The 25186-nt window shown below is 50.6% G+C and carries 20 protein-coding genes; 5 read left to right on the top strand and 15 right to left on the bottom strand.

Annotated features, from left to right (window positions below; translation table 11 throughout):
• Window positions 1-97 precede the first annotated feature (97 nt).
• Window positions 98-2041, bottom strand: a complete 1944-nt coding sequence (locus CLFS41_RS06190; protein ID WP_045091770.1) for a sigma 54-interacting transcriptional regulator — start codon at window positions 2039-2041, stop codon at window positions 98-100.
• 384 nt (window positions 2042-2425) lie between these two features.
• Between CLFS41_RS06190 and CLFS41_RS06185 the strand changes: the two genes are divergently transcribed.
• Together CLFS41_RS06185 and CLFS41_RS06180 are read left to right on the top strand one after the other, a co-directional pair.
• Window positions 2426-3442 carry a 2-keto-3-deoxygluconate permease gene (locus tag CLFS41_RS06185; RefSeq protein ID WP_007863346.1) on the top strand — a complete coding sequence of 339 codons (1017 nt, stop codon included), beginning with the start codon at window positions 2426-2428 and terminating at the stop codon, window positions 3440-3442.
• A gap of 20 nt (window positions 3443-3462) precedes the next feature.
• Window positions 3463-4635, top strand: coding sequence for an amidohydrolase family protein (locus tag CLFS41_RS06180; RefSeq protein ID WP_045091768.1), 1173 nt, complete (start codon window positions 3463-3465; stop codon window positions 4633-4635).
• A 60-nt stretch (window positions 4636-4695) separates the two neighbouring features.
• Here the strand turns inward: CLFS41_RS06180 and CLFS41_RS06175 are convergent, their stop codons facing one another.
• The 4 genes from CLFS41_RS06175 to glyA all read right to left on the bottom strand — a co-directional run bounded on the left by CLFS41_RS06175 (window position 4696) and on the right by glyA (window position 9269).
• Complete coding sequence (locus CLFS41_RS06175; RefSeq protein WP_045091767.1) at window positions 4696-5337, bottom strand: RpiB/LacA/LacB family sugar-phosphate isomerase; 642 nt, start codon at window positions 5335-5337, stop codon at window positions 4696-4698.
• Window positions 5338-5481: 144 nt separating this feature from the next.
• Window positions 5482-6621 carry a glycerate kinase gene (locus CLFS41_RS06170; RefSeq protein WP_007863351.1) on the bottom strand — a complete coding sequence of 380 codons (1140 nt, stop codon included), beginning with the start codon at window positions 6619-6621 and terminating at the stop codon, window positions 5482-5484.
• Window positions 6622-6732: 111 nt separating this feature from the next.
• Window positions 6733-7929: a sugar diacid recognition domain-containing protein gene (locus tag CLFS41_RS06165; RefSeq protein WP_045091766.1), complete on the bottom strand. Its 1197-nt coding sequence runs from the start codon at window positions 7927-7929 to the stop codon at window positions 6733-6735.
• Between the two features lie 92 nt (window positions 7930-8021).
• Window positions 8022-9269 (bottom strand): serine hydroxymethyltransferase, encoded by a 1248-nt coding sequence (glyA, locus tag CLFS41_RS06160; protein ID WP_007863354.1) that lies wholly within the window; start codon window positions 9267-9269, stop codon window positions 8022-8024.
• Window positions 9270-9551: 282 nt separating this feature from the next.
• Here glyA and CLFS41_RS06155 point away from each other — a divergent pair, with 282 nt between their 5' ends.
• The 3 genes from CLFS41_RS06155 to CLFS41_RS06145 all read left to right on the top strand — a co-directional run bounded on the left by CLFS41_RS06155 (window position 9552) and on the right by CLFS41_RS06145 (window position 11826).
• The gene (locus CLFS41_RS06155) at window positions 9552-9890 is read left to right on the top strand and encodes a hypothetical protein (RefSeq protein ID WP_007863356.1); all 339 of its coding nucleotides are present in this window, start codon (window positions 9552-9554) and stop codon (window positions 9888-9890) included.
• Window positions 9891-10046: 156 nt separating this feature from the next.
• Complete coding sequence (locus tag CLFS41_RS06150; RefSeq protein ID WP_045091765.1) at window positions 10047-11297, top strand: DUF2157 domain-containing protein; 1251 nt, start codon at window positions 10047-10049, stop codon at window positions 11295-11297.
• Complete coding sequence (locus tag CLFS41_RS06145) at window positions 11278-11826, top strand: GDYXXLXY domain-containing protein (RefSeq protein ID WP_045091764.1); 549 nt, start codon at window positions 11278-11280, stop codon at window positions 11824-11826. Before CLFS41_RS06150 ends, CLFS41_RS06145 begins: the two co-directional genes overlap by 20 nt.
• Window positions 11827-11923: 97 nt before the next feature.
• On the opposite strand, the gene CLFS41_RS06140 is transcribed toward CLFS41_RS06145, so the two are convergent.
• From CLFS41_RS06140 to CLFS41_RS06095, 10 genes are all read right to left on the bottom strand, one after another.
• Window positions 11924-12400 (bottom strand): SIS domain-containing protein, encoded by a 477-nt coding sequence (locus tag CLFS41_RS06140; RefSeq protein WP_007863360.1) that lies wholly within the window; start codon window positions 12398-12400, stop codon window positions 11924-11926.
• Window positions 12401-12528: 128 nt separating this feature from the next.
• Window positions 12529-13686, bottom strand: a complete 1158-nt coding sequence (locus CLFS41_RS06135; protein ID WP_045091817.1) for a sulfatase — start codon at window positions 13684-13686, stop codon at window positions 12529-12531.
• 4 nt (window positions 13687-13690) lie between these two features.
• On the bottom strand, window positions 13691-15091 hold the full coding sequence (locus CLFS41_RS06130) for a PTS transporter subunit EIIC (RefSeq protein WP_045091763.1): 1401 nt from the start codon (window positions 15089-15091) through the stop codon (window positions 13691-13693).
• 125 nt (window positions 15092-15216) lie between these two features.
• Window positions 15217-16689 carry a sulfatase gene (locus CLFS41_RS06125; protein WP_045091762.1) on the bottom strand — a complete coding sequence of 491 codons (1473 nt, stop codon included), beginning with the start codon at window positions 16687-16689 and terminating at the stop codon, window positions 15217-15219.
• A gap of 76 nt (window positions 16690-16765) precedes the next feature.
• Window positions 16766-17776 (bottom strand): LacI family DNA-binding transcriptional regulator, encoded by a 1011-nt coding sequence (locus CLFS41_RS06120; protein ID WP_007863368.1) that lies wholly within the window; start codon window positions 17774-17776, stop codon window positions 16766-16768.
• 183 nt (window positions 17777-17959) lie between these two features.
• On the bottom strand, window positions 17960-19417 hold the full coding sequence (locus tag CLFS41_RS06115; protein WP_045091761.1) for a DEAD/DEAH box helicase: 1458 nt from the start codon (window positions 19415-19417) through the stop codon (window positions 17960-17962).
• Window positions 19418-19502: 85 nt separating this feature from the next.
• Window positions 19503-20591 carry a DNA alkylation repair protein gene (locus CLFS41_RS06110; RefSeq protein ID WP_045091760.1) on the bottom strand — a complete coding sequence of 363 codons (1089 nt, stop codon included), beginning with the start codon at window positions 20589-20591 and terminating at the stop codon, window positions 19503-19505.
• A 91-nt stretch (window positions 20592-20682) separates the two neighbouring features.
• Window positions 20683-22557, bottom strand: coding sequence for a hypothetical protein (locus CLFS41_RS06105; RefSeq protein WP_045091759.1), 1875 nt, complete (start codon window positions 22555-22557; stop codon window positions 20683-20685).
• Window positions 22558-22662: 105 nt separating this feature from the next.
• Window positions 22663-23283 (bottom strand): hypothetical protein, encoded by a 621-nt coding sequence (locus CLFS41_RS06100; RefSeq protein ID WP_143111271.1) that lies wholly within the window; start codon window positions 23281-23283, stop codon window positions 22663-22665.
• Window positions 23284-23341: 58 nt separating this feature from the next.
• Window positions 23342-25186, bottom strand: coding sequence for an ABC transporter ATP-binding protein (locus CLFS41_RS06095; protein ID WP_007863388.1), 1845 nt, complete (start codon window positions 25184-25186; stop codon window positions 23342-23344).

Here is a 25186-nt window from a genome sequence, read left to right as displayed (position 1 = left end):
TCCAGTCATATAAAGGAACATCTATGGGCTATTTTTTCCATTTTTTTGTTTCACCTTTATATTTTGTTTCCAAAATGTTTCATTATGTTTTTTTGTTTTATTTTGTTTCATTCAACAAGCCGTATTTCTTCATCTTCCGCCACAGAGTACTTTTATCAATCCCCAAAAAGGCGGCTGTCCTGCCCCGGTTATACCCGGAACACTCCAGTGCTTCTATTATGGCCTGCCGTTCCGCTTCCTTAAGGTTTGTGTTCCTGGGTATTTTCCCTTCCCCGGTTCCATATGTGTTATTATCATGTGTACCATTGCCATATGCGCCGCTGCCCGCCTCCGTTATGCCGGGCAGCGCCTGGCGTACCTCTCCCGCCCCTGCCACGGGACGTTCGCAGAGAATGCAGATACGCTCGCAGAAATTGCGGATCTCCCGCACATTCCCCGGCCAGTCATAGCGCAGCAGCAGTTCCATCCCCTCCTCTGATATGTTCTCCAGCACACAGCCGGTGCGCCCATGCTCAAAGCCGGTCATACTTCTGATAAGAAGGGGAATGTCCTGTTTCCGCTCCCTGAGAGGCGGAATATCCAGTTCCAGAACATCCAGGCGGTACAGAAGGTCCCTTCGGAAATTTCCCTGTTCCACCTCCCGTTTCAGGCTTTTGTTGGTGGCGCATATGACCCTCACATCAATGGGGATCACGGTATCATTTCCCAGGCGTATGATCTCCCGCTCCTGGAGCACTCTTAAAAGGCGGCTCTGAAGTTTTGGGGAAATGTCGCCGATCTCATCCAGGAAGATCGTCCCTTTGTGGGCAATCTCAAAAAATCCCATCTTTCCGCCCTTTGCAGCTCCTGTAAAGGCGCCCTCCACATAACCGAAAAGCTCACTTTCCAGCAGATCCTCGGGCAGAGCCGCGCAGTTGATGGCCACAAAGGGATTCTTGCGCCTGGGACTCAAGTTGTGGATGCTCTGGGCAAACAGCTCCTTGCCGGTGCCGGTCTCACCGTGGATCAGAATATTGGAATCCGCATAGCTGTATTTTTCAGCTGTTCTGATCAGGCTTCCCATGGCCTGGCTTTGGTACAGGATATGCGTAAAGTCGTACTTGGCTGTAAAACCCGTGGAATAGATCCTCTTTCTCAGCTTTCCCTCCTCTGCCTGGATCTGCTCTGTCCCCTGGAAGGTGATCACCGCCCCAAAATCCTCGGACTCACCGGAGACAGGGACACAGTTGACCATCACCGGGCGGCCGGAACAGTCATAGACCTCGGAGAGTATCTTTTTCTTTTTGCAGATCACCTCATCCATCTTTATATCCGGAAATATCTCCCTGATATCCGCTCCAACCAGGGATTCCTTGCGCTCTCTCATATAAGAATAGCAGCAGCTGTTGGCCAGGGTGATGATTCCTTTTCTGTTAACGGACAGGATCCCCTGAAAGGAGTAGTTCATAATGCTGGCAATCTCATCCCGCTTTTCCCGCTCATACACCGTGATGGCGGCCAATGCCAATGCCTCTGTGATAGCCTGGTTCACCGCCTCCCTGCCGGAACGTATCATCACAGCCGGGATATTGCACTGTTCCGCAATCTGTACCGTGGAATATCCCCCCACTATGACCTGGTTCCCATCCGCCTTTGCCCGCAGCACCGCTGTCTCCAGCTTTGTCTCATCATCCTCCGCATAGCAGCTCACCATCAGGTCAGGATATACCTGGTTCACCTGTTCCGCCCCATAGACCATGTTAAATGCCCCCACCACTGCGATCCGTTTCACATCCCACCGTTCCAGGCACACATGAATGGCGGCCAGCACGTCATAGCCCGTGGTCTTAAGCTCCACACAGGGAATCTTCCTCCGCTTCAGGGTATGGGCCGTAAATCCCCTTGCAATGATCACATCCGCTTCCACATGCTCCAGTTTATTATTATAATAGTCCTGGACCACCCGGTACTGGATATCCCTGGATTCCGGCCGTTCACCGATGACCCGCTGGATCACCGGCAAGATATTGGGGTATGGTGCGAAAAATACAAGTTTAACCATAAAGCTCCTCCTTTTTCATCGTTCCCTCCGCTTGATACTCCCTCCAAGCTGAAGTCTCCGGCGGACTTCCTAAGGTGTACTTCTTAAGTTATACTTCTTAAGGCGTACTTGAATCATTCTATCTTATTAATTGCAAAAATGGAATTAAGAAGTTGCAAAGAATGGTAAAATTGCAATTGTTGCATATTCACCGGTTTATGGCTTTTTGCAGATTCGGGGGCGAATTATTATACAAAGTTCCCAATTATCTTTACCCATTTTTATATTATTTTCACAAAAAACATTTTTATCGGAACCCTTCCACCAATATGGCATGGCTTTTGCTTTTATATACAGGCAGAAAACATTGCAATGGTTCGTAAAAATCAAATCAAAGGAGATTAGATGATGAAATTACTGGCAACTATGAAACGATTTCCTGCAGGTGTTATGGTAATCCCCCTTCTTTTGGGATGTACCATGAATACATTCTTCCCCAATGCCCTGACCATCGGCGGCTTTACCACGGGTCTGTTTAAAAACGGCGTTCCCACCCTGATCGGCCTTTTCCTGTTCTGCAGCGGCGCTACCATTGACGTAAAAATGGCCGGAGCCACGGTATGGAAGGGTGTTGTGCTCACCGCCCTTAAATTTTTTATCGGCTTTGGCCTGGGGCTGCTGCTAAATGCCCTGTTTGGGGAGGCCGGTTTTCTGGGCCTGGCTCCGCTGGCAGTGATCGGGGCCGTGACCAATTCCAATGGCGTGATCTACGCAACACTGGCCGGTGAATACGGGGATGAGACAGATGTGGGGGCCACCTCCATCCTGGCCCTTAATGACGGACCCTTTTTTACCATGATCGCCCTGGGCGCTTCGGGAATGGGCAACTTTCCGGTCACTGACATTATTGCAAGCATCATCCCCATGGTGATCGGATTCATCATTGGCAACCTGGACCATGACTGGAGAAAAATACTGGCAACCGGCATGATCCTCCTTCCCCCGTTTAACGGCTTTGCCCTGGGAGCGGGCATGAACTTCCGCAACATCATAAGCGCAGGCATGTCCGGTATTGTACTGGGGTTGTTAACTGTTTTGGCCACCGGCCTGCTCTCCTTTTTTATCTACAGCGCCCTTCGCAGGAAAGCGGATCCCATGGGCGCCGCCATTGGCACCACTGCCGGAGTGGCCACCACTACCCCCACCGCCGTGGCCATGGCAGATCCGTCCTTCCAGCCCCAGGTGGAGACCGCCACTGCCCAGACAGCTGCCGCCGTGGTCATCACAGCCGTACTCTGCCCCCTTCTTGTATCCTGGCTGGCTAAATTTTCCAAAAAATGGAATGCGGCCCATGGGATTATGGAAACAGACATGGCCCTCGATCCCCTTTTGGAGGAAGCAGGCACCAACATTGAAGAATAGCGGAAGGAGGTATAATAGAAATGAACCGATTGATTTTGCGCGCTGACATGATATTGCAGGGCAAGGAGCTGGCCCCCGTGGAAAAAGGCGCCCTTGTAGTTGAAAATGGACGCATATGCGATATATTTCCACAGCACGTCCTGGACGGTCATCCCATTGAGGACGCCCGGGAGTTATGCTTTCCGGGCCAGACCCTGATGCCGGGTATGATCGAATGCCACAACCATCTGTGTATTGACGCCACTCTGCCGGACCACCTGGAACTGCTGGAATGGAGCAGCGAATGCCAGCTCACCATCCTGGCCCTCAAAGGCTTGGAGGAAGACCTCCTAAGCGGTGTCACCACCGCCCGATGCATGGGCGATAAGTATTACATTGACGTGGCTATGAAAAAGATGATCCAGGAGAAAAAGATCAAGGGGCCCAGGCTTCTGGCAGCCGGTATCGGCATGAAGGGAAGCCATGGGGCAGGTTATATCGGAAGCCCCCACTGCGGTGCTGAGGAGATCAGGGACACCTGCCGGAAGAACATGAAAAAAGGCGTGGATCTGCTGAAGCTCTTTGTAACCCCCGGGGTCCCGGATCCCAATTCCTCCTTTGTTCCCAGTTTCCTCAGCCCGGAGGAAATTGCCATGGCTGTCAGCGAAGGGGCGCGGCTGGGGATTCCCGTGGCCGCCCACTGCATCGGGGGCCAGGGCTTAAAGGACTGCATAGAAGGCGGCGTACAGGTGATTGAGCACATGTATATGGCCACGGAGCAGGACGTGGAACTGCTGGCCGCCTCCAACTGTGTGGTGGACCTTACCTCCGGCATCTTCCTGGATCCCAGCAGGGAAGCGTTCCTGTCCCCCTCCAACGCCAGGAAGGTGCGCCTGAACCGGCCCCGTGTGCGGGAAAATGTAGCCCGTATTCTTAAGGCAGGGCTGCCCTTTGTCCTGGGCACGGACGCCTATCACGGATATCTTTACCGCGAAGTGGAATATGCGGTGGAGCTGGGAGCCGATACCGTAACCGCCCTTCAGGGAGTCACCTCCCATGCGGCTGACATCTGCGGCCTGGGCCATAAGCTGGGAAGCCTGGCTCCCGGGCTGGCTGCCGACATCATTGCCGTAAAGGGCAATCCCCTGGAACAAGTCTCCTGTCTGTCCCAGGTGGGATTTGTAATGAAGGACGGGACGATCTGTAAACAGTAAAAAAACAGCCGGCCGGTACCTTTTAGATACCAGCCGGCTGAGTTTTTTCCATTCTTATAGCTATGCCAGGAGACCCCTGATATAGGAAGCCAGTTTCTCGTCCCTGCATGTTTCAAAAAAGAGCTCTGAGAATTTCTCTCCCGCAAACGCTCCCTTCACAAGTTCCTGATCCAGTCCCCGGAAAATCTCCACCAGGTCCTCCTTAAATGTGACCTTGCGGACTTCGTCCAGGATCTTCTTATTCCTCTGTTCCGGCACTGCCCTCTCCCTGGGATATCCCTGGCCCGATGGCTCGCAGAACAGTTTTTCAAAAATATATTCCAGATTCAGGTCGCCGCCCCAGCCAAATCCCTTTGCAAAAGGAAGGGCAATGGCATTGCCGTCATTGATCTGGGCAAATGTATATGCGTCCAGGGCATCCTCCACATGGCCGCAGATCACACCCGGAAAGGAATTGCAGGCCAGCATGGCGCCCTCCCCTGTTCCGCATCCGGTTACCACATAGTCGGCCGCCTTGCTGTTAAGCAGAGCTGCCGCCAGGATCCCCACCTGTACGTATGTAAGCTGTGCCTGGTCCTCTGCCGTGTACATGCCGTAGTTATCCACTTCATAGCCATAGTGGTCGGCCACCTTTTTTAAGGCATGATAGATCATTCCGTTCTTGGCTCCCTGGCTGTTTTCATTGATAAGCGCGATTCTCATATCTTCACCTCTCACTTGATTTTGTCCCCGGAGTGCAAAGCCGTACTGCCGGCCCTGCACCTGCGGACACTTACAAGCATATCGCTCAACCGATCCCCTGTCAATAAGATCTTGATGGTCTCCTTAAGAGAGCTTGATGAGATCTTATCTGAGGCTCATCCCGGCCTTCAGCATCCTGAACATCCTGTCAGCCGCGCTCACATACAGCTCCTCGGAGCGGTCCAGGGCTTCCTCCAGCTCCATGGCCCCGTTGATGGTGGTCATGATGCTGTCCACGCCGTGATCAAAGATTGTCTCCGCCTTGTGGCCCATACCGCCTACAATGGCTACCACGGGGATCCCCCTCTCTTTGCACCGCTGGCCGATGCCGCTGGGCACCTTGCCGAAAGCGGACTGCCAGTCCATTCTGCCTTCCCCTGTGACAACCAGGTCCACGCCCTCCAGCAATTCATTAAAATGCACCAGGTCCAGCACTGTATCGATTCCCGATTTCAGGTTTGCCTTAAGGAATACACAGAAAGCCGCCCCCAATCCACCGGCTGCCCCGGATCCGGGGATCTTATCCACATCCACGCCCAGTTTTTCCTTGATCAGAGCTGCGTAACGGATCATTCCGCCTTCCATGATATCCAGGATCTCAGGAGTACCGCCCTTCTGCTTGCCGAATGTATAGGTGGCTCCGTCCGGACCGGTCAGAGGGTTGGTCACATCGCACATCACAGTGAACCTGGCCTGTGCCACGCCGTGGTGAAGGCCGCTCACATCAATATCAGCCACCTTGGTAAGGTCCTCCCCTTTTCCTTCCAGCTCATTTCCCCGGTCATCCAGGAACTTTACTCCTAGCGCACGCATGGCCCCCATTCCGCCGTCATTGGTAGCGCTGCCGCCAATAGCAATGGAGATCTTCCTGTATCCCCTGTCCAGGGCATCCCTGATCAGTTCCCCGGTTCCATAGGTGGTGGTATTCAGCGGGTTACGCTTCTCGGCGGGAACCATGGGAAGGCCTGATGCGGCCGCCATCTCAATGATGGCGCTGTCCCCCTCAAATTCCCCGTAAAAGGATTCACACTCCTCCATGAGAGGTCCGTGTACCGTAAGTCTGCGATAGGTGCCGTTAAGGGCTGAGATCACCGCATCAATGGTTCCCTCCCCACCGTCAGCCACAGGCACGCCCGCAGTCTCACAGCCCGGAAAAATACGTCCCGCGGATTCCTCCAGCAGGGCAGTGATGCGCTCAGATGATAAGGTTCCCTTAAATGAATCAGATGCAAATAAAAATTTCATGTTCCGCCTCCCAAATAATCATTGATTTCATGTATGTCCCATGTGGTTTCACTATCTACTATTTTAGTGGTTCCAGGCATTTCCGTCAATGTTTTACAAGACAATCATTTTTTATTTTATATATTCCACAGAACAAATCTCCTCCATCTCATCCTTTATATCCCTGAAAAACAGCATGGCCATATAGAATACAGTGGCCTGGCTCACGAGGCGGACATCATACCCGGTCAGTTCCTTTAACCGCTTCAGCTTGTAAGTCAGCGTGTTTTTATGGATGTGAAGGGTCTGTGAAGCTGCATGAAGGGAGCCCTCGGACTCAAAATACGCTTCCAGAAGACCCATCCACCGGCACAGCTCCTCATAGCTGCATTTCTTAAACAGTTTATGGATGTACTCCGCCTTCACCCCATCTCCCAGATCCTCTGTAAACAGTTCCAGGGTTACGCTGTCATAGGTGAGGATATCCTGTTTGGCCATGCCGGCGGAGCGCCAGGCCTTGTTGGCCTGTCCATAGGCCACATGGATATCCTCCGCCCTTCCGTCAATGCCCACCACCATGCGGATATTGAATTTTTTCAGCACAGCTGTGCGGATGCGCCCGGCCAGCTGCTCCATCTGGCAGTCGGAGCATTTTTTCACCAGGATCACCTGCCTGCCGCCGCTTCTGAGCACAAGGCTGCCTCTGCCTGCAAGGGATGCGCTCTCCTGTTCCACCTGCTCCAGCAGCTTTTGTCCGGCTGCCGTGGATGCGTACTCCTCCAGTTCCCTGGCACTGGCCACCATCACACGCCTGGGCACTGCAATGTCAATGCCCAGGGCAAATCCCCTCTCCTCCAGGATCTTGGGCTGCATCAGCCCGCTGCCGATCACCCAGTCCTCCAAAAAACGGTTCAGGACCCTCTGCCCCATGCGGCGCTCATCCTGTTCCGCATTTTCCCGGATGAGTATTTCCACCATCTTTTTTACAACCTGTCCATAGCCCACCACTTCGCTGTAAAGTCCCGTTATCCCGATCACACCCACGATCCTTCCCCCATGGTTAATGGGAAGGTTTAACCCTGGTCTGGAGGTGGCAGTGGCATGCTCCTCCTCCACATACAGCTCGGTCAGATGCTCCTCGATCACCCTCCCGGCCCCCTCGTGAAGGCTGCCGATCCTGGTCTCATCCGTACTGGCGATCACATATCCCCTGCGGTCCATCATGTTGATGTTCTGCCCCACAATAGCCCCCACTTCCTCCACAACAGACTGGGCCCCCTGCCGTGACAGCTTCAGCCCGCTTTCCATTTCCAGTTCATACTGTTCCATATCCCCTACCCCCAGGTTTTAAAAGGGCTGCCCCTGAATATACCAGGTGCAGCCTTTTATCGGTTACGTGTTCCCTATATCGATTGATAGTCCTATTTGTAGATCGGATACTTATCACAGAGTTTTGTGACCTCGCCCCTGATATAATCAGCCTGATTCTCAAAGTCCGTGGCAGCCAGCCAGATGCACTCGGCAATTTTAGGCATATCCTCTTCCTTCAGACCCCTTGTGGTGATGGCCGGTGTTCCAATGCGAACGCCGGATGTGACAAACGGGCTTCTGGGGTCGTTGGGAACCGTGTTCTTGTTCAGCGTAATAAACACCTCATCACAGCGGTTCTGCAGTTCCTTGCCGGAAACATCCATTCCCCGCAGGTCCACCAGCATCAGGTGATTGTCCGTGCCCCCTGTAAGGAGCTTGAAGCCCTGGTTCTGAAGAGCCTCTGCCAATGCCTTTGCGTTTAACACTACCTGGTGCTGATATTCCTTAAACTCAGGTCTCAGGGCTTCCCCAAAGCAGATCGCCTTGCCGGCGATCACATGCTCCAGCGGTCCGCCCTGGGTTCCCGGGAAGATAGCCTTGTTAAAGTTAAACTTCTCAGCCGCTTCCTTGTTGGCCAGGATCATGCCTCCCCTGGGTCCCCTTAAGGTCTTGTGGGTGGTTGTGGTCACTACGTCAGCGTAAGGAATGGGGCTTGGATGCTCCCCTGCTGCAACAAGGCCTGCGATATGGGCCATATCTACCATGAGATATGCGCCTACTTCGTCAGCTATTTCACGAAATCTCTTAAAATCAATGGTTCTGGCATATGCGCTGGCGCCTGCCACAATGAGTTTTGGCTTTGCCTCTTTGGCGATCCGCTCTAACTCGTCATAGTCAATGTATCCCTCGTCATTCACGCCATATGGTACGATATTGAAGTAAAGGCCGGAAAAGTTAACTGGGCTTCCGTGGGTCAGATGGCCGCCATGGTCCAGATTCATACCCATGACCGTATCCCCTGGTTTTAACATGGCGACAAATACCGCCATGTTGGCCTGTGCTCCGGCATGGGGCTGGACATTGGCGTAATCACAGCCAAACAGTTTCTTGGCACGCTCGATTGCCATGGTCTCCACCACGTCCACACACTGGCATCCGCCGTAGTAACGCTTTCCTGAATATCCCTCCGCATACTTATTGGTAAGTACGGTTCCCATCGCCATCATCACCGGCTCAGAAACGATATTCTCAGATGCGATCAGCTCCAGGTTGCGTCTCTGGCGCGCGCACTCCGCCTGAATGGCCTCGCCCACTTCCTTGTCATATCCGGTAATAAAATCCATTACTTCATTAACCATTGTCCTACCTCTTCCTTTCGTTTTCGCCTGCTAACGTGACAGCCTTTTTCTGCTGATTATAACCTATCTATGGTTAAAAAGCAAGTCATAGAGCGGACTCCGGAGAGAATAGACTGACAACTTTTTAACGCACTTCTTAATGTTTCCGTAATAATCATAGTACTTTCTTTATACTTTAGACACAATTTGGTCACAATTATAGTCTATTATCAAATTCGTTCCAAAAATTTACGTTTTATGGAAAATCTCATCGGGAGGTTTTCAAAGGAGAGGAGAACTATTATGAAAAAATCTATGACAAAATCCATGACAGCTGTTCTGGCAGCAGCAATGATCGCAGCAGGACTGACTGCTTGCGGCGGTTCTGACAACAAGGCAGAAACCACCACAACTGTAGAGACCACTGTAGCTGCTACAGAGGAGACCACCACAGCAGAGGCTTCCGAGGAAGAGACCACTGTTGCTGAGGAAACAAGCGAAGAAGCTGATGCAGAAGCTACCACAGAAGAAGCTGCCGATGCTGAGGAATCCACTGAGGCTGAGGCTTCTGAGGAAGAGTCCACCGAGGCTGCCGCTGACGCAGCAGCTGCTGTAGAGGAGACAACTAAGGCTGCTAACTAATCAGCGTTAGGCAAGACCAAAAGGCCGGGGCATTTGTTTGCCCTGGCTTTTTTAGTCCAAAATAATGACAAATGTCATTCCACCTGTTACAATCAACATCTGTTTCAATTCCCCGGACCAGGTTATAATGATCTTATAAGAAAGGGGGGCGAAACAATGAATTCAAATGAATTTTACAATGAGTTAAAACACCTCACCCAGCTGGGATATCTGGACCAGGTCCAGCTTGACCGGATCCGGGACGAGTACATAGAAACCAGGAGGGACCACCGTAACATGTTCCTGATATTTGCCTTGTTAGGTGTGATCTTTGTGGGAGCGGGCGTGATCTCCCTGTTCGCCTATAACTGGTCCATGTTTTCCAGGGAAATGAAAGCCCTGATCTCATTCCTTCCCCTTTTTGGCGTTCAGGGACTCCTTTACTGGAAAATACGCACCCAGGCGTCCGATGTATGGATCAAATCCCTTACCCTGGCTCTTGGCATTGCGTTTTTATCCGCTCTGGGTCTGATCTACCAGGCGTACCAGATCTCCCTCAGCCTTCATTCCATGCTGCTCACCGGCTTTCTGGTCATGCTGCCCGTGGTCTATCTTTTGGACGGATATTATCTGGCCATCCTGTACATGGCGGGCATATGCTGGGCCGGCGGAAACAGTGACTACACCCTGTTAGTCCTCCTGTTGGTCCCCTATTATATCAATCGGGTGAAACAGGGGGAGACCTGCTGGCAGTTATCACTGTGTTTCTTTTTCTGGATCCTTTATCTGGCCTTCCTGTACCTGTCAGGCGGCGCCTTTTATGCATGTGTCCTTGTGCTGTTTATCTATATGACCATTGAAAAGCCCGGCCTTTACCCCAGGCTGGCGGGAAGGCTGCTGTACACAATGCTGTTTTTAAAAGCTGCCTTTTATGTGTTCTTTAATGAGCTTACAGAACTGTTTGCGTACGGGGAGCCCAACCGGTATTTTCCTCATCTCCCCCGGTTCCTGCTTCTGGCACTGATGATCGCGGCTCTGGTCCGGCTGTATCTGTTTTGTCGAAAACAGCCAGAGGATGGGCGTGTGGGCCTGCTCCTGTCCCTGATCCTGTGCAGCCTGCTGGTAACAGACCTGATCCTGTTCCCAGAGACCTATGTGTTTGCTTATGAAGTCCTTGTGAATCTCTGCCTCATTGCATTCAGCCTGTACAAGCTGCTGGCAGGTGTAAAGGCAGCCAACCTTCCCTCTGTCCGGCGCTACACGGCCGCCATCATCCTGTATATCCTGTTCAAGGTATTTCTCGGGAATTACCAGCTGATGGTAAAAGGGATCGTCTTTCTCATGGCGGGCCTGGCTTTCTTTTCCGTCAATTACATGATGACCTTAAAGCTGAAAGGGGTGAATACGCATGAAACAAAATCGGAATAAAATGATCCTGTCGGCATTTTTACTGCAGATCCTTGTACTCCTCTCTGTCATTGCCCTGGTTTACGTGATATCAGCCAAGGGCCAGACCGTGACCCTTACCATGACCGGATACGATCCCTATGACGCCCTGCGCGGGCGCTACATCCGGCTCAGCAATCCGGACAGCCGAGTCATTCTGGACCCCGGATCCATAGAGCGCTACGAAAACAGGCGGTGCCGGGATCCCTACGTGTACGTGGTTCTGAACAGGGATCCCGGCACCGGCCTGTCCTCATTCTCCTATGCATCCCTGGACCGGCCCGATCCTGCAACACCCTATATCAGATGCTCCTCCGATTATCTGCGGACCTATGAGGGGGAATCGTGGGTCAGCATCCATCCCAGGATCGATCAGTATTATTTAACCGAAAAACATGCCGGGCACCTGGACCAGTCCATCCGCTGGGATACACCGGTCCGTCTGACCCTGAAAATATGGCACGGCATGTATGCCATTGATGGGATCGAGGTGGACGGGCAGGCCTATTAAAGCTCCCGATTTCTAATATCCATACCTAAAAAACGTACGGTTTTCCGCCACAAAGGTTCATACTCTGCAAAAACCGTACGTTTTTCACATTCCATATCTAATTTTGGATCTTGGAATTATAGTCCAGGCAGGCCGTAACCTCCTGGGAATACCGGTTCATATACATAAAATAGATCATGTCCACCAGATACAGCATGGCAAGCCTGCTTATAGTGGAGGTCCTCCGATCCCTGGCTTCGCTGCCGTACACATAGATGATATAATCAAACTCCTCCTCAAACTGCCGGTTGCTATGGTGGGTCATCAATATGGTGGCAGCGCCTTCTTCCCTGGCGATCCTCAGATTATCAAGCACATCCCGGGTGGTCCCGCTGTAGGTGATCCCCCAGAAGATAGTCCCCCTCCCTGCGTTCCTGGCTGCAAAATACTGCAGATTAATATCATTTAATGCCTGACAGTTTTTCTTGATCCTCTTAAACCGCAGTTCTAAATCCTTTGCAATGATCCACGAACTTCCAAGCCCAAGGACCACGATCTCCCCGGCCTCATGAAGCCTCTCGATCATCTGGTTCATCTGAACCGTATCCCGGTCTCTTCCCTCCAGGCTTTAAGGCGTCCGGCCAGCTCATTTTTTATGGTAGCATAATCCGGATGGGAATTCAAGTTCTCCATCTCATTGGGATCAAAGAGCAGGTCATAGAGCTACTCCCCTGCTTTCTGCCGATTCATGATGCCCCCTTCCACCAGGGCCTGCTTGATCACGGACTCGTCACAGTTGGCCAGATTATACTGTTTCCAGTCATTGTCATAATACTCAATATACTTGTACCGGTCTGTGCGGATACAGCGCTGTGGCTCGTAGGACGCATGGAAATTCACTTCCGCAAACACCTCATCCCGCACCCGTACTCCCGGGTCCTTAAACACGGCTGAGAAGTCCCTGCCCTGGGCATATCCGGGCACAGGCAGGCCGCACAGGCTGCACAGTGTAGGCAGCAGATCGATCTGGGACAGCAGGCCGTCATAAACGCGGCCCATAGACTGTGGGAATCCGGGCACCCGCATGATAAAGGAAACCGCCATTCCCGCGTCCTTCAGCCCGCATTTGGAATAGGGGTTGGGGAGGCCGTGATCCGTTGTATAGATAATGATTGTTTGATCGTAAAGCCCGCTCTCTTTTAAGCCCTGCATCACACGGCCGAAACAACGGTCATAGGAGGCCAGTGACTTATGAAGCCTGGCCGTGTCCTCTCGGGTGCTTTGGTTATTCATTACATTTCCAGGAACCGCTATGTAATTGGGATCATACTGTTTCCGGTCCTCATCCGACAGTTCCGGGTAGATCCTGTGGGTGGCATGGGTTCCGTAAGAGAGGAAAAAGGGCCGGCTTCCATCATAGGAATCCAGAAATCCCCTTACCCTTTCTGCATTCCTCCAGTCCCATTCCAGCAGATCCGTATCATTTGCCACAAAGGTATCTTCCACTGATAGATTCGTATCATACCCCAGATCACGGCTTGCCCTCTCCGCCCGCCAAAGGGGTCTCCAGAAATCCCTCTCATGCTGTACCCCCGCCAGTATGGAATGATAGCCGTGTTCATGCAGATAGGATGCCATATGGTGTTTTTTCTCAGTAATGTCATGCCCCCTCTGGGACAGGCCGTTCAGTCCGTTGCAGTGGGAATACTGGGATGTCATCATAGCCCCCCGGCTGGGTGAGCAGGTGGGGCTGGCACAAAACATAGCCTCAAATACCATTGCATCCTTTGCAAACTCCATCAGGTGTCCGGTGGGAACATGAAACCCATAGGGGCTGATGTATTTTCCCGTATCATGGGTGTGCATAAGCAATATGTTCATTTCCCTAGATTCCTTTCTTCTTAATATAAACCGCGGTGAGGACAAATGAGATGCCGGCTGATATGAGGCAGACCAGGGTATACTCCACTGCACCGCCGTTGAGGAACAGCAGGTAACCGGGGATCGCCGAAACTCCCATACCGGTGGCGCTCAGATGCATCAAAGCCGAAAACAGGCCGCCGAATGCGCTTCCGATACAGCCCAGCACAAAGGTCACGCTGTAGGGCAGGGTAATTCCAAAGATTGCCGGTTCCGTGATCCCAAACCATGCCGCAATGCTGCTGGAGCCTGCCAGGGCCTTTAACTTTTTGTCTTTGGCAAAGCAGAAAAACGAAGTCACCACCCCTGCCTGGCCCACCACTGCAGCCGTCCTTATGGGCATGTACATATTGGTGCCCATTTCCTCCAGGAAATTGATGTCAATGACCCACAAGCCATGGTGTATTCCTAAAATAACAAGGATCTGCTGAAGGCCCCCGATGATAAATCCGCCGATTCCAAAGGGGAGCTGGACCAGCATCCGGAACGCGCTCACCACTCCTGCCTCGACCACATGGATCACAGGACCCACACCAAACAGAATAACAAACAGGGAGATCCCCAGGGTAAGGATGGGGGTAAGGATGATATCAAACACATTGGGCACAAATCTACGGCACATATTCTCAATCTTTGCAGTGAGCCATCCGCCTACAATGGCGACCAGCACAGAACCCTGGAATCCGGTGAGCTTAAACGTAATCCCCAGCAGCTGGATCAGCATGGGTTCTGCATTTCCCTTGCCAACCGCTCCCGCTGCCGGAAGGGTGCTGCTGATCACCATCAGGCCCAATACAAACCCAAGTATGGGCGACCCGCCGAACTTCTTTGCCGCGGAATAACAGATCAGTGCCGGAAGAAAGGAAAAACCCGTGTCAATGAGGATTGCCATGATGTTGTACCAGTTGGAATCCGTGGCCATCAGTCCGCTTCCTGTCAAAAATGACCTCACGCCCATCAGAATCCCGCTGGCAACGATCACTGGGATCACTGGGAGAAAGATATCGCCGAACATTCTTGATATCCTCTGGATCCCATTGCCTCCCTTTGCTTCGATCTGCGCTCCATTGCCCGTGCCGTCTCCCGCGCCCTTTTCCAGGCTCTCCCCCGCGCCCTCTCCGGCCAGAGCCGTAAATTCCTTATAAACCTTATTTACGATCCCTGTTCCCAGTATGATCTGGAACTGTCCTCCGCTCTCGATCATCCCCTTTACAAGAGGAAGGTCTTTTAACTCTGCTTCCCGCACCTTTTTTGGATCCCTTAATACAAGCCGCAGCCTGGTTGCACAGTGAGCTGCCTGCATCACATTCTCAACACCGCCTGTATACAGGAGGATCTTTTCAGCCGTTTCTCTATCATCCACCATAATAAGCCCCTTTTCTACATATTATTACCAGCGCGCTTTGGTTGTCTCCATTATATAGTGACCGTGGTTTAAATACAATCATCCCGGGGCCTTGTGGTATTTATTCCGGAAAACAGGTATTTATTTCAGCGGGAGTGCCTTCCCTGCAGTCCCAGTCTCTTATACTGTTCCTCAGGAGCCTCCGACTCCCTCATCAGCCGGATCATGGCTTCCTTCATGCGCTCCTCCACCGCCTTATCCTTTATGGGATGGTTCTGTCCCGGGTCCTCCTTCAGGTCAAACAAAAGGTCCCCGTACTTCATGTGGCGGTCATACCAGTAGGAAGAATTATCCGGTGAGGTGGATGTCTCTGCCGGTATTTTCATCAGTGGCACACCCTTTGTAAACTCAAAGGAATCACACAGCTCCCGCTCCGCCTTTTTCAGTTCCTCCACTGAAAAAGGGGTGAAAATATGGGTGGGCATTATGGTGTAATTGTACAGAGTCTCCTCCCTTCCCGAGCGCATGTACACATAGTCTCCGTCCGTTATATTCACATGCTTTCCAAACCCGCCGAACAGCGCGTACTCACGGCCCACAGCCCCCTGGCGCAAAACCGGAAGCAGGGATCTTCCCTGCATCTGCTCCGGTATGCCAATGTGAAAAAAGTCGCAGAGCGTTGGCGCAATGTCAATGGTCTGTGACAGCGCCTGGTTCCTGACATTCTTTCCCCCTGACACGGGATCCCAGATAAAAAAGGGAAGATGGGTGATCTCCTCGTACAGGGGCATATAATTCTTAGCATAATAACCATGCTCTCCCAGAAGAAAGCCATGATCCGTGTTCACGATCAGCATCGTATCCTTCCACATGTCGTGTTCATCCATAAAATCAAGAAGTTTTCCAAGATAGGTGTCGCAAAAAGTGAGCAGCGCACAGTAATTCAGCCTGACGCTCTCCAGCGTTTCCTCATCCGTAACCGGTTCATAAGGAGGCCAGTCAAAGGAAAGAGCTTTGTCACTGTACATCTTCTTATAGGATTCCGGCACGTAAAACGGCTCATGGGGGTCAAAATACTCCACATGCAGGCACCAGTTGTCCTGTTCCACATTCTTTTCCAGAAACTCCATGGCAGAGCGGAAAACCCTGACATGAGGAAAATCCTCCTCATCCTTTATGTATTCCCGGTTCACATACTCCTGCCGCTTCAGATCCTGAAAATCCGTGTAGCCGCAGACATCCCCTTTCCACAGGTCCCCTTCCTGCCCTCTCACAAACTCATAGGTTGAGAACTTTGTATGATATGTCAGCCCTCCTTCCTGCCAGTAATGGGCATGGTCCGAAATAAAATGCGTGTAAATTCCATTCTTTCCCAAAAGTTCATACACAGAATTGTCATAGGGTTCCATCGGCCCCCAGCTTCTGTGGAGAAAATTATACCGCCCCGTGTGCATCTCCCTTCTGGCAGGCATACACGGCAGGCTTCCCGCGTAAAAACAGTCAAAGGCGGCAGTCCGCTCCTGAAGGCGCCGGAAATTCTCCGTGATGGTAAAGTCACAGCCATACGTGGACAGCAGGTGACGGTTCAGTGAGTCATACATAATGTTGATTACTTTCATTTGTTTCTCTCCTTTGCATACGTATTCATAAAAATGTAAAATAAAATGGCTATGCGAACATAGTCCATTTCATTCCTTAAACCGGACCGCTGGATTCCCTGATAATCAGCTGGGGCAGGATCTTTGGACGGATCCCTTCCCCCTCTTCCCCTCTGAGTTTTGCGTACAAAAGCCGGCAGCATTGTTCCGCGATCTCCTGCCCCGGCATGCTAACAGTTGTAAGGCGGGGACGGAACCAGGCGCCTATCTTTAAGCCGTCAAACCCTGTCACGCTGATCTGATCCGGGATCCTGATCTGAAGCTCCTTTAATGCCTCCATGACTCCCAGGGCCATGGCGTCATTGTACGCGCAGACAGCCGTATAATCCCTGAACATATCCTTATGCTCCATCACGGCCCGGTATCCTGACTCAAATGTAAGGTCTCCGTGGAGAAACTGTTTGGGTTCCAGGATCACGCCGTACTTTTTCAGTCCGTCCCGGATTCCCTGTTCCCTGAGTCTGATGGCCCCCATCTTCTCCATGGCGGACACACACAGGATCCGCTTGTGTCCGCACCGGCCCAGATACTCCCCCAGCACCTCACCGCCATGGTGGTGGTCCACAGCCACGGTGCTCCTCTCCTCAGCCCCCGCCTGTTCCGGATTATAACGGATAATGGGGACCGGGTGGCCTGTCTCATACCACCTGTCCTGGGAAATGCTGGACTCGATCACGATCAGCCCGTCCACCTTCCGGTTGCGGATCACCCGCTCAACGCCTGATATCTTATCCTCCGGTTCATGACCGCCCAAGGCCAGCAGGTCATATCCGTGGGCCTGCAGATGGTTGCGGATACAGTTAAAAAGGTTCCCTATATAGATATTGGAATCAAAATCAATAAAATGGTCCGGAAAGACAACGCCGATCGTCCCGGTGCTGTTGGTCTTAAGACTTTTTGCATTGCTGTTGATCTCATAACCGTACTCTTTGGCCACGGCACGGATCCGCTCCGCCGTCTCCCCTTTTACAAGACTGCTCCCATTCAGGCTTCTGGAAACCGTTGACTGGGACACGCCCAGAAGTTTTGCTAATTCCTTTGAGGTCATCTCATCCTTCCCTCCAATGCCGGGCATGGCCTGCGCCACGCAGGCAGGCCGGGATGAACTTAATCCATCCGCCCCTCTCTTTGCATACGTATGCTTTTTTATTTATACTACACCGGGACAGCGGATTTGTCAATCCTCTGTCCCGTTAAACATATATATTCCATATGCCAGGCCTTCATGCCCTTACATCAGCCCCTGAACCTTAACGCTTCTCACTTTCCTAACCTTGCCTTTTAAGGTTTTATCCTTAAGCGCATCTAAAACCATTTCCCCCTTTTGGTTCAAAATCTCCACATAGCTCAAACTGTCCCTTATATCTATGATTCCTATGTCCGTCACATCCACGCCATCGATGGTGCAGATTGTGGCCACAATATCATTGGCTCTGATCTTTGATTTCCGTCCTCCGCCAATGGCCAGCCTCATTATATCCTTATTAAACCCATTTCCATCCTGGTCCTTTAACCTGGTTTTCACGCGCTGGCTTTCCCAGAATGCTTTTTCCCTGTCATGTTCCGGAACCGGCGCTTCCTCCACGTAAAACGTCCGGCCCATGTACTCCTCCACCATCTTAAGCATCCGCCTGTCATCTTCGCAGACCAGGCTCACAGCAGTTCCCGTCTTTCCATTTCTGCCCGTGCGTCCGATCCGGTGGACATAGGTTTCTCTCCCAGTTGGGAAATCATAATTGATCACATGGGTGATATCCTTAAAATCAATGCCTCTTGCAGCCACATCCGTTGCGATCAGGAATCTGAATCCGCCTCTGCGAAAGGCATTGACGGTTTTCAGCCGCTCCTTCTGCTCCATTTCCCCGTGAAGCATTCCGCAGAAGATCCGGTTCCTTCTCAGCTTCTGGAACAATACGTTCACCATCTCCCTGGTCCCGCAAAAAATAATGGCATTATCGGGATTTTCCAGCTTTAGGACCTTGATAAAGGTATCATACTTATCCTCGGATGCTGTTTCATAAAACAACTGCCTGATGGCAGCCTCCTCCGGCTGTGCATCACATGTCACGGTAACTGCATCCTGAACAAAACCATCTGTCAATTGGCAGACCTCAGGCTTTAATGTGGCGGAGAACAGGGAAATCCCCGCATCCTGCGGAAGCTTTGAAAGAATTTCCTTTACCTCGTCCGCAAATCCCATATCAAGCATCAGATCCGCCTCATCGATCACCACCCGGCTGACCTTGTTAAGCTTCAGGGTTTCCCTGCGGATATGGTCCATCAAACGTCCGGGGGTTCCCACAATCATGTGGGACTTCTGCTTCAGGGTACAGATCTGCTTGTCAATGGGAAATCCTCCGTAAACGGCCGCCACCTTCAGCCGTTTCAGCCGTCCGATAAAAAACAACTCATCCCGCACCTGTTCCGTCAATTCCCTGGTGGGTTCCAAGATCAGGACCTGGGGCAGATTCTCCTCCCAGACCGCGTGCTCACAGACCGGGATTCCAAACGCCGCTGTTTTCCCGCTTCCCGTGGGCGCTTTTGCCAATACATTGTTTCCTGACAGCATAAGGGGGATAACGGACTGCTGGATCCGGGTGGGGGTCCGGTAGCCCAGTACCTCCAGGGACTTGATGATATCGTCTGACAGTTTGTAGCTGTTGAAAAAATTATTTTCCTCTATGTTCATATATCCTCACAATTTTTCTTAGTCATTTATGGTGCGTGGACCATATTCCGCTGCTCTAATGTGCATTTAAATACAACGGGCCATATTACATCACCAACTCAAAATCCTGACCGCACCGCTCCACACCATTGACAATCAGTGTAAGGGAATGGGTTCCCGGATAATGCCTCCTGGTACTTAGATCCGCAAAAGAATGTTTTTTCTCATAAAACTTTTTTTCATTATCATCCAGCAAAATTTCAGAGATCTGGAATATTTTCCTGTTTCTTCTCCCATTGGCCTTTACGTAATCAATTCCGTATTCCAGTCTTACCTTTGCGGCCTCCTTAGCGGAAATGTAAAAGGAAAAAACAATATCCTCCCCTATTGAGACAGCGGACGGCGCCAGGCAAAAGTCTTCCACTTCTATGGAATCAACATCGTGATATCCGAACATAGCCATCACATCCCGATTGCCCTTTTTTAACAATGTCCTGCATCCATGCTTTACGATCCAATCCGTGTATTCGTTTTTGCCATACCAGTCCTTTGCAAGCTTTATGACCAGTTCCGGATGCGTCTTGGAAATATCATTCAGGTTATTGGCAACACTCTTTCGTACATACGGGGATGGATCGGCCTTCAGCTGCTCCAATATAGGCAGGATCGGTGAGGGATCCTTTTTATACTGATTCAATGCCTGTCCCCAGGGCAGCTGAGGCCGGCAGCCCTCACTGGCCAATCTGCGGACATGCTCATTTTCATGTTTGGACCAGGCATACATCTGTGCCATCATCTGCTCCTCATGGTGAATGATAAAAGGCCTTACTGCAAATTCAGAGGAGGAATAGGTGGTATATCTCTCCAGCGCAGCTATGGATAGATCCCAATTCTCCTCATCCTGTCCGTAGACCTCCACAAAATCCGGAAATAAAATCCCAAACAATCCGGAAGGACAGTCCGCGATCACCTGGTCTAAAACAGCAAGGGCCTCCCTGTAATCTGCGGGCAGATATGTTCCCAGACTTATATTTATTTTTCTTACCCTGGCTTTTAGCTCCAGATCATCCCATGTCTCATCCATGGTTGATCTCACAAACTCCTCCGCCTGAAAGGCTGGGTAAACGGATCGAATCGCCGCTGCGATTTCATTAAGAGATTTTGGGTTGAACATGTTTTTTAATAAATCAGCCATGTGTTTTTTCTCCTGTTGTATTATATGTACTCTCGAAGTCTCCTCGGCACCCGTCTTTGCGGCTGAGATTCCGAGAGTGCACTTATTTTTATCAGCTGTTTTCCCGAAGGATGCCATCAATTTCAGCAACGGAAGCCTTCCTGTTCTCCTCATTCCCAAGGATATACACTTCTGCATCCATATGCAAAAGATACTTCTTTAAAAATTCCCAATAATACAGGTCGATCCCTGCCGCCTCATAAGTCCGGATCCCTGTTTCCCTGATCTGACACTGTTCTTTCCACTGCTGCGCCGCCTCCCTTGACCGGAAAAGCAGCAGATTTCCTCCCACTGAATATGTTTTTCCCGTATTACATGCCCCGGAAAATTCCATCAAAGCCCAAAAGGGAGTACCCACGGTCCTCTTTGTGGGCAGACAATGCAGATTTCTCAAGTATCTTTCCGGATTTATCTGAAACATAACATTTCCTATTGATCGGAACAGGTCAATGCCAAGCCATGTATGGGGTGACTCCGGGTCAATACCTGCCACCCTGCTGTCCGTGAAAAACGCCAGCAGCCATTGAAAGCTTTTTAAAACTTCCAACAGATCATCAAAACCTGCAAACAGTTTTAAAAACTCCGGCTGGTCAGCATACAGCACCTGGCCGTCCAGGCCCGCTGATCGCTTCAAGTTCTCTGCCAGCCTCCTGGTCACCGGATAAACAAATACCGTGTCCGGTTTTTCCCTCGGGTTAAAAAACAAGACCGTAAAACAGCTGTCATTTTCCTTATGAGTCAGGTCCCCTATATACAATTCGCCTTTTTCCCTGGCCTTTTGAATCCATTTCAAGCAGTGGGAAAAGTCCTCCAACAGGACAAACAGCATCTTAGACCCGGCTGGTAAAAATCCCGCACGCTCATTTACGCTGTCATATTCCATAAACGGAATCATTAAAAATCCTGCTTTTTCAAGGAAATGCTCCAGTTTCCTTCCGCTCCACTCATAGCCGGAATACCAGGACCCATCCGCCAGGTCAGCTCTGCCTATGACAAATACATCTTCCGCCTTACCTAAGTTATAGCAGTTTTTAATCACCAGCACGCCTTCCTGGCGCAGCATCTCCTCTCCAATGTCCCGTCTTACCCGAATATGCGAAAGATCAAAGGCTTTCACCCGCTCTGCCAGCTTTTCAACATAATCGAACTCATCAATCATACAGCGGTCAATATTTTGCAGTGCATGCTCCACCATATCTGAACAATACTTTATAAGGCCCGCATGTTTTAACTGTCCTATCCATACCTCCGGCTCCCATTGAACTTTCTGGTATCCGGATTTTCCATTTCCCTTTTTCCATTCCTGATACAGACCGTAAAACCGTTCGTCAAAATATCCGTGGCAGTCCAGATATGCCTGAAAAGCTGTTCCATCTCCAACCGCTGCCCGCCATTCCTCAGAAGCCACGTCCATATGCAACGCGTCCTTGCATAGCAGTGTTATCTGCCTGCATTTTTCCGTATGATCCATGTGTGTATCCTGGACCAATTCATAAAAATAAGAAGAAAACTCCCGGTACTCCTTTGTCTTGCTATTATACCCTTTCTGCACCGCTCTAAAGCCGCCATACTGGTAAAGAGACGCCAGTTCCATACTGTTTGCATAAATTTCATGAATTTTCCGCGTTCTCTGTTCCAAAATCAGATTTATCTTCTGTACGTGCTCCGCGTGCCGTTGATCCAGGGAATCTGCCGCTGCCTGTTCAAGGTCCAGGATATTCATCAGAATACCCGCCACTGATATCCCCTGCAGCTGGGCATGATAGATCTCATGGGCTTCCGAAACCTGCCCTGACTGAAACTTCAGATTATCGCCCATTGGCAGATAAATGCTCCCGCCTTCTTTAAAACAATACGTTCCCAGTATAACAGATCCCGCATCAGATTCTGCGTTAGATTCTGCATTAGATTCTACATCATCCCCCACATCATCTCTCCTTTCGCCTGTCCTAACTGGAACACATAACAGATCCTGCAATGGGTGTTATGGCCCACCGTATAGCCTAAACTACGGCCGATCATATGGCCCACATTATGACCGGTATCTTTGCGCCACCCATTCACACAGCCAGATCCCATCTTCATTTACTTTAATGCTTTCGATCCGTTCCAGTTCTTCCAGAATTGTTGTATACCGCTCCTGGGTAAATTCCTTGTTGGAGGTCTGCCTGCACATACGGTTCGCGCAGTCCCATCCCTTTTCCAGGGAAATGATGTGGCGTTCATCCGCATTTTTCCACAATGACATAATAACGACAGCCTGTTCTTTAGTAATCTCAACCGACATCACATTCCTGATCATTTTCCAGATATGCAGGGCGGCACACACCTTTAAAATAGGGATATCCATAGCCAATGCCACGCCGGCCTCCACAGATTCAGGCAATGTATCAATCAGCTTTTTCATGTTTATCTTTATATTCCCAGGCTTGATAGACGTTCCTCTTTTATAATCACTCAGGGAAGACATGACCAGCATATGCATCACAGGCGGCTCCTGCTCCGGGGGAGTCATTATAATACAGCTGTCAAACATAGCATGTTTCACCTCAATGATCTGTGTATCATCTGCCTTCTGGATTCTGCAGTATTGTTCAATCTCTGATTCAAGTTCTTTTCGTTTGGATCTCATTAAGTCATTTCGTCTTTCCATTGTATCTTAATCTCCTTAGCCAGCCATAACATGTACAGTATCCGTTTATTTAAGGCCATCACGAACCGGCCTGTTCTCCTGCAAATACTTTCATAGCAGCTTCTTCCTCAAACTGCCTGGAATACAGTTCATAATAGTATCCCTTTTGTCCCAGCAGTTCCAGATGGCTGCCCCGCTCTATGATCTTTCCATCCTTCACCACCAGTATCAGGTCTGCCTGGCGAATGGTTGATAAACGGTGTGCGATCACAAAGGAAGTATGGCCCTTCAGCAGATGGTCCGTGGCATCCTGAATCAGCTTTTCCGTCTGCGTATCAATTGAGGAAGTGGCTTCATCCAGGACAAAAATAGCAGGGTTGGCCAACACCGCCCGGGCAAATGAGATCAGCTGCTTCTCACCGGTGGACAACAGGCCTCCGCTTTCACCCACATCACTGTCATATCCCTTTTCCATTTTCCCCACAACCATATCCGCGGACACATTTCTTGCCGCCTCTTCAATCTCCTCGTCCGATGCGTCCAGGCGTCCATATCGTATATTCTCCCGCACAGTTCCTGAAAACAGGTGGGGATTTTGCAGCACATAGCCGATCTGGCTGTGCAGCCACAGCTGCGACCGCTCCCGGTAGTCCACCCCGTCAATCAGGATCCTTCCCTTTGTGGGTTCAAAGAACCTTCCCACCAGGTTAACAAGTGTGGACTTTCCAGCCCCTGTCTCCCCCACGATCGCCACATTCATGCCCGCAGGCACATGGAGGTTAAAATGTTCCAGTACATATTCCTTCCCATCCGGATACATAAAGGAAACATCTTCAAACACAATATCTCCCCGTATCTTTTCCCAATTTTCTTTATTAGGTGAAAATGCATCCCCATACTTTTCAAGCACATCTTTCCGGTCCACCACATTGGGCTTCTGTTCCAGCAAATCCATCACCCGCTCGATATTTGCCTGGCAGGAGATCAGATCGGCAAGCAGTCTGGCAAGCTGCTGGATGGGTTCAAATATGACAACCGCGTAAGAGATAAATACAGACAAGGTCCCAAGTTTGATGATATTTTCCCGGACCATGTAGCCGCCCTTTGCCAATACGACCGCGGAAGCCACTGAACTGAAAAACAAAATGGCCGGGATATACACCGCGTTCAGCTTTGCCGAATGGATCGCCGACTGATGCATATCCGATGTCTTTTCAAAGAAGCGCTTCTCATTGTCCCCTTCAATCACCATACTCTTTGACGTTTTAACTCCGGTAATGCCTTCATTGTAGGCGCTTGTGATCTGGGAATTGATCCGTCTCACCTTTCGGTTCCATTTTAAGATACGGTTCTGAAAATACACGGTCAGCAGGGCAATACACGGAACAATCATGGTAATGATACATGCCAGCCGGGCATTTAATAAAAACATGATCACAAACACACTGACCACATAAATCAGGGCCCAAAACATATCCACCAGCCCCCACGCGATCATTCCCGCGATCCTCAGCGTATCACTCATCACCCGGGCATGGATATAGCCCACCGGCGTTGTATTATAATAGGAAAATGATAATGTCTGCAAATGCTGAAACTGCGCCCTTTTTAAATCCTTTCCCACATTCATCTCAATTGTTGTAGCTGCATGGACGGACAGATACACACAAATCGTCTGGGCCACGATCACCAAACTATAAACCAGTGCAAATATCCCAAGCCCATGCATACGATCCGGTATAATAAAGGAATCAATGGCATAGCTCTGGAACAGCGGCACCAGGATATCCACCCCTGCGAGCAGAATATTAAGCCCCAGGGTAATGGCAAAAAACTTTTTATATGGTTTAAAAAACGGAAACAGCTTCATCCAGATCTTAAAACTGAAGGGATTATTATATTCTTGTTCTTCATATGCTGCCAT

The organism is Clostridium sp. FS41 (assembly GCF_000954015.1).
Classification (GTDB): domain Bacteria; phylum Bacillota; class Clostridia; order Lachnospirales; family Lachnospiraceae; genus Enterocloster; species Enterocloster citroniae.
This window is presented reverse-complemented; position numbering and strand designations above follow the sequence as displayed.

Excerpts from the sequence above, each read along its gene's own strand:
- CLFS41_RS06175 (WP_045091767.1), bottom strand. The coding sequence starts at position 5,337 with ATGAGAATCGCGCTTATCAATGAAAACAGCCAGGGAGCCAAGAACGGA.
- CLFS41_RS06100 (WP_143111271.1), bottom strand. The coding sequence starts at position 23,283 with ATGGAAAGACGAAATGACTTAATGAGATCCAAACGAAAAGAACTTGAA.
- CLFS41_RS06135 (WP_045091817.1), bottom strand. The coding sequence starts at position 13,686 with ATGAACATATTGCTTATGCACACCCATGATACGGGAAAATACATCAGC.
- CLFS41_RS06180 (WP_045091768.1), top strand. The coding sequence starts at position 3,463 with ATGAACCGATTGATTTTGCGCGCTGACATGATATTGCAGGGCAAGGAG.
- glyA (WP_007863354.1), bottom strand. The coding sequence starts at position 9,269 with ATGGTTAATGAAGTAATGGATTTTATTACCGGATATGACAAGGAAGTG.
- CLFS41_RS06095 (WP_007863388.1), bottom strand. The coding sequence starts at position 25,186 with ATGGCAGCATATGAAGAACAAGAATATAATAATCCCTTCAGTTTTAAG.
- CLFS41_RS06170 (WP_007863351.1), bottom strand. The coding sequence starts at position 6,621 with ATGAAATTTTTATTTGCATCTGATTCATTTAAGGGAACCTTATCATCT.
- CLFS41_RS06140 (WP_007863360.1), bottom strand. The coding sequence starts at position 12,400 with ATGAACCAGATGATCGAGAGGCTTCATGAGGCCGGGGAGATCGTGGTC.
- CLFS41_RS06115 (WP_045091761.1), bottom strand. The coding sequence starts at position 19,417 with ATGAACATAGAGGAAAATAATTTTTTCAACAGCTACAAACTGTCAGAC.
- CLFS41_RS06120 (WP_007863368.1), bottom strand. The coding sequence starts at position 17,776 with ATGACCTCAAAGGAATTAGCAAAACTTCTGGGCGTGTCCCAGTCAACG.
- CLFS41_RS06150 (WP_045091765.1), top strand. The coding sequence starts at position 10,047 with ATGAATTCAAATGAATTTTACAATGAGTTAAAACACCTCACCCAGCTG.
- CLFS41_RS06125 (WP_045091762.1), bottom strand. The coding sequence starts at position 16,689 with ATGAAAGTAATCAACATTATGTATGACTCACTGAACCGTCACCTGCTG.
- CLFS41_RS06145 (WP_045091764.1), top strand. The coding sequence starts at position 11,278 with ATGAAACAAAATCGGAATAAAATGATCCTGTCGGCATTTTTACTGCAG.
- CLFS41_RS06130 (WP_045091763.1), bottom strand. The coding sequence starts at position 15,091 with ATGGTGGATGATAGAGAAACGGCTGAAAAGATCCTCCTGTATACAGGC.
- CLFS41_RS06190 (WP_045091770.1), bottom strand. The coding sequence starts at position 2,041 with ATGGTTAAACTTGTATTTTTCGCACCATACCCCAATATCTTGCCGGTG.
- CLFS41_RS06165 (WP_045091766.1), bottom strand. The coding sequence starts at position 7,929 with ATGGAACAGTATGAACTGGAAATGGAAAGCGGGCTGAAGCTGTCACGG.
- CLFS41_RS06110 (WP_045091760.1), bottom strand. The coding sequence starts at position 20,591 with ATGGCTGATTTATTAAAAAACATGTTCAACCCAAAATCTCTTAATGAA.
- CLFS41_RS06155 (WP_007863356.1), top strand. The coding sequence starts at position 9,552 with ATGAAAAAATCTATGACAAAATCCATGACAGCTGTTCTGGCAGCAGCA.
- CLFS41_RS06185 (WP_007863346.1), top strand. The coding sequence starts at position 2,426 with ATGATGAAATTACTGGCAACTATGAAACGATTTCCTGCAGGTGTTATG.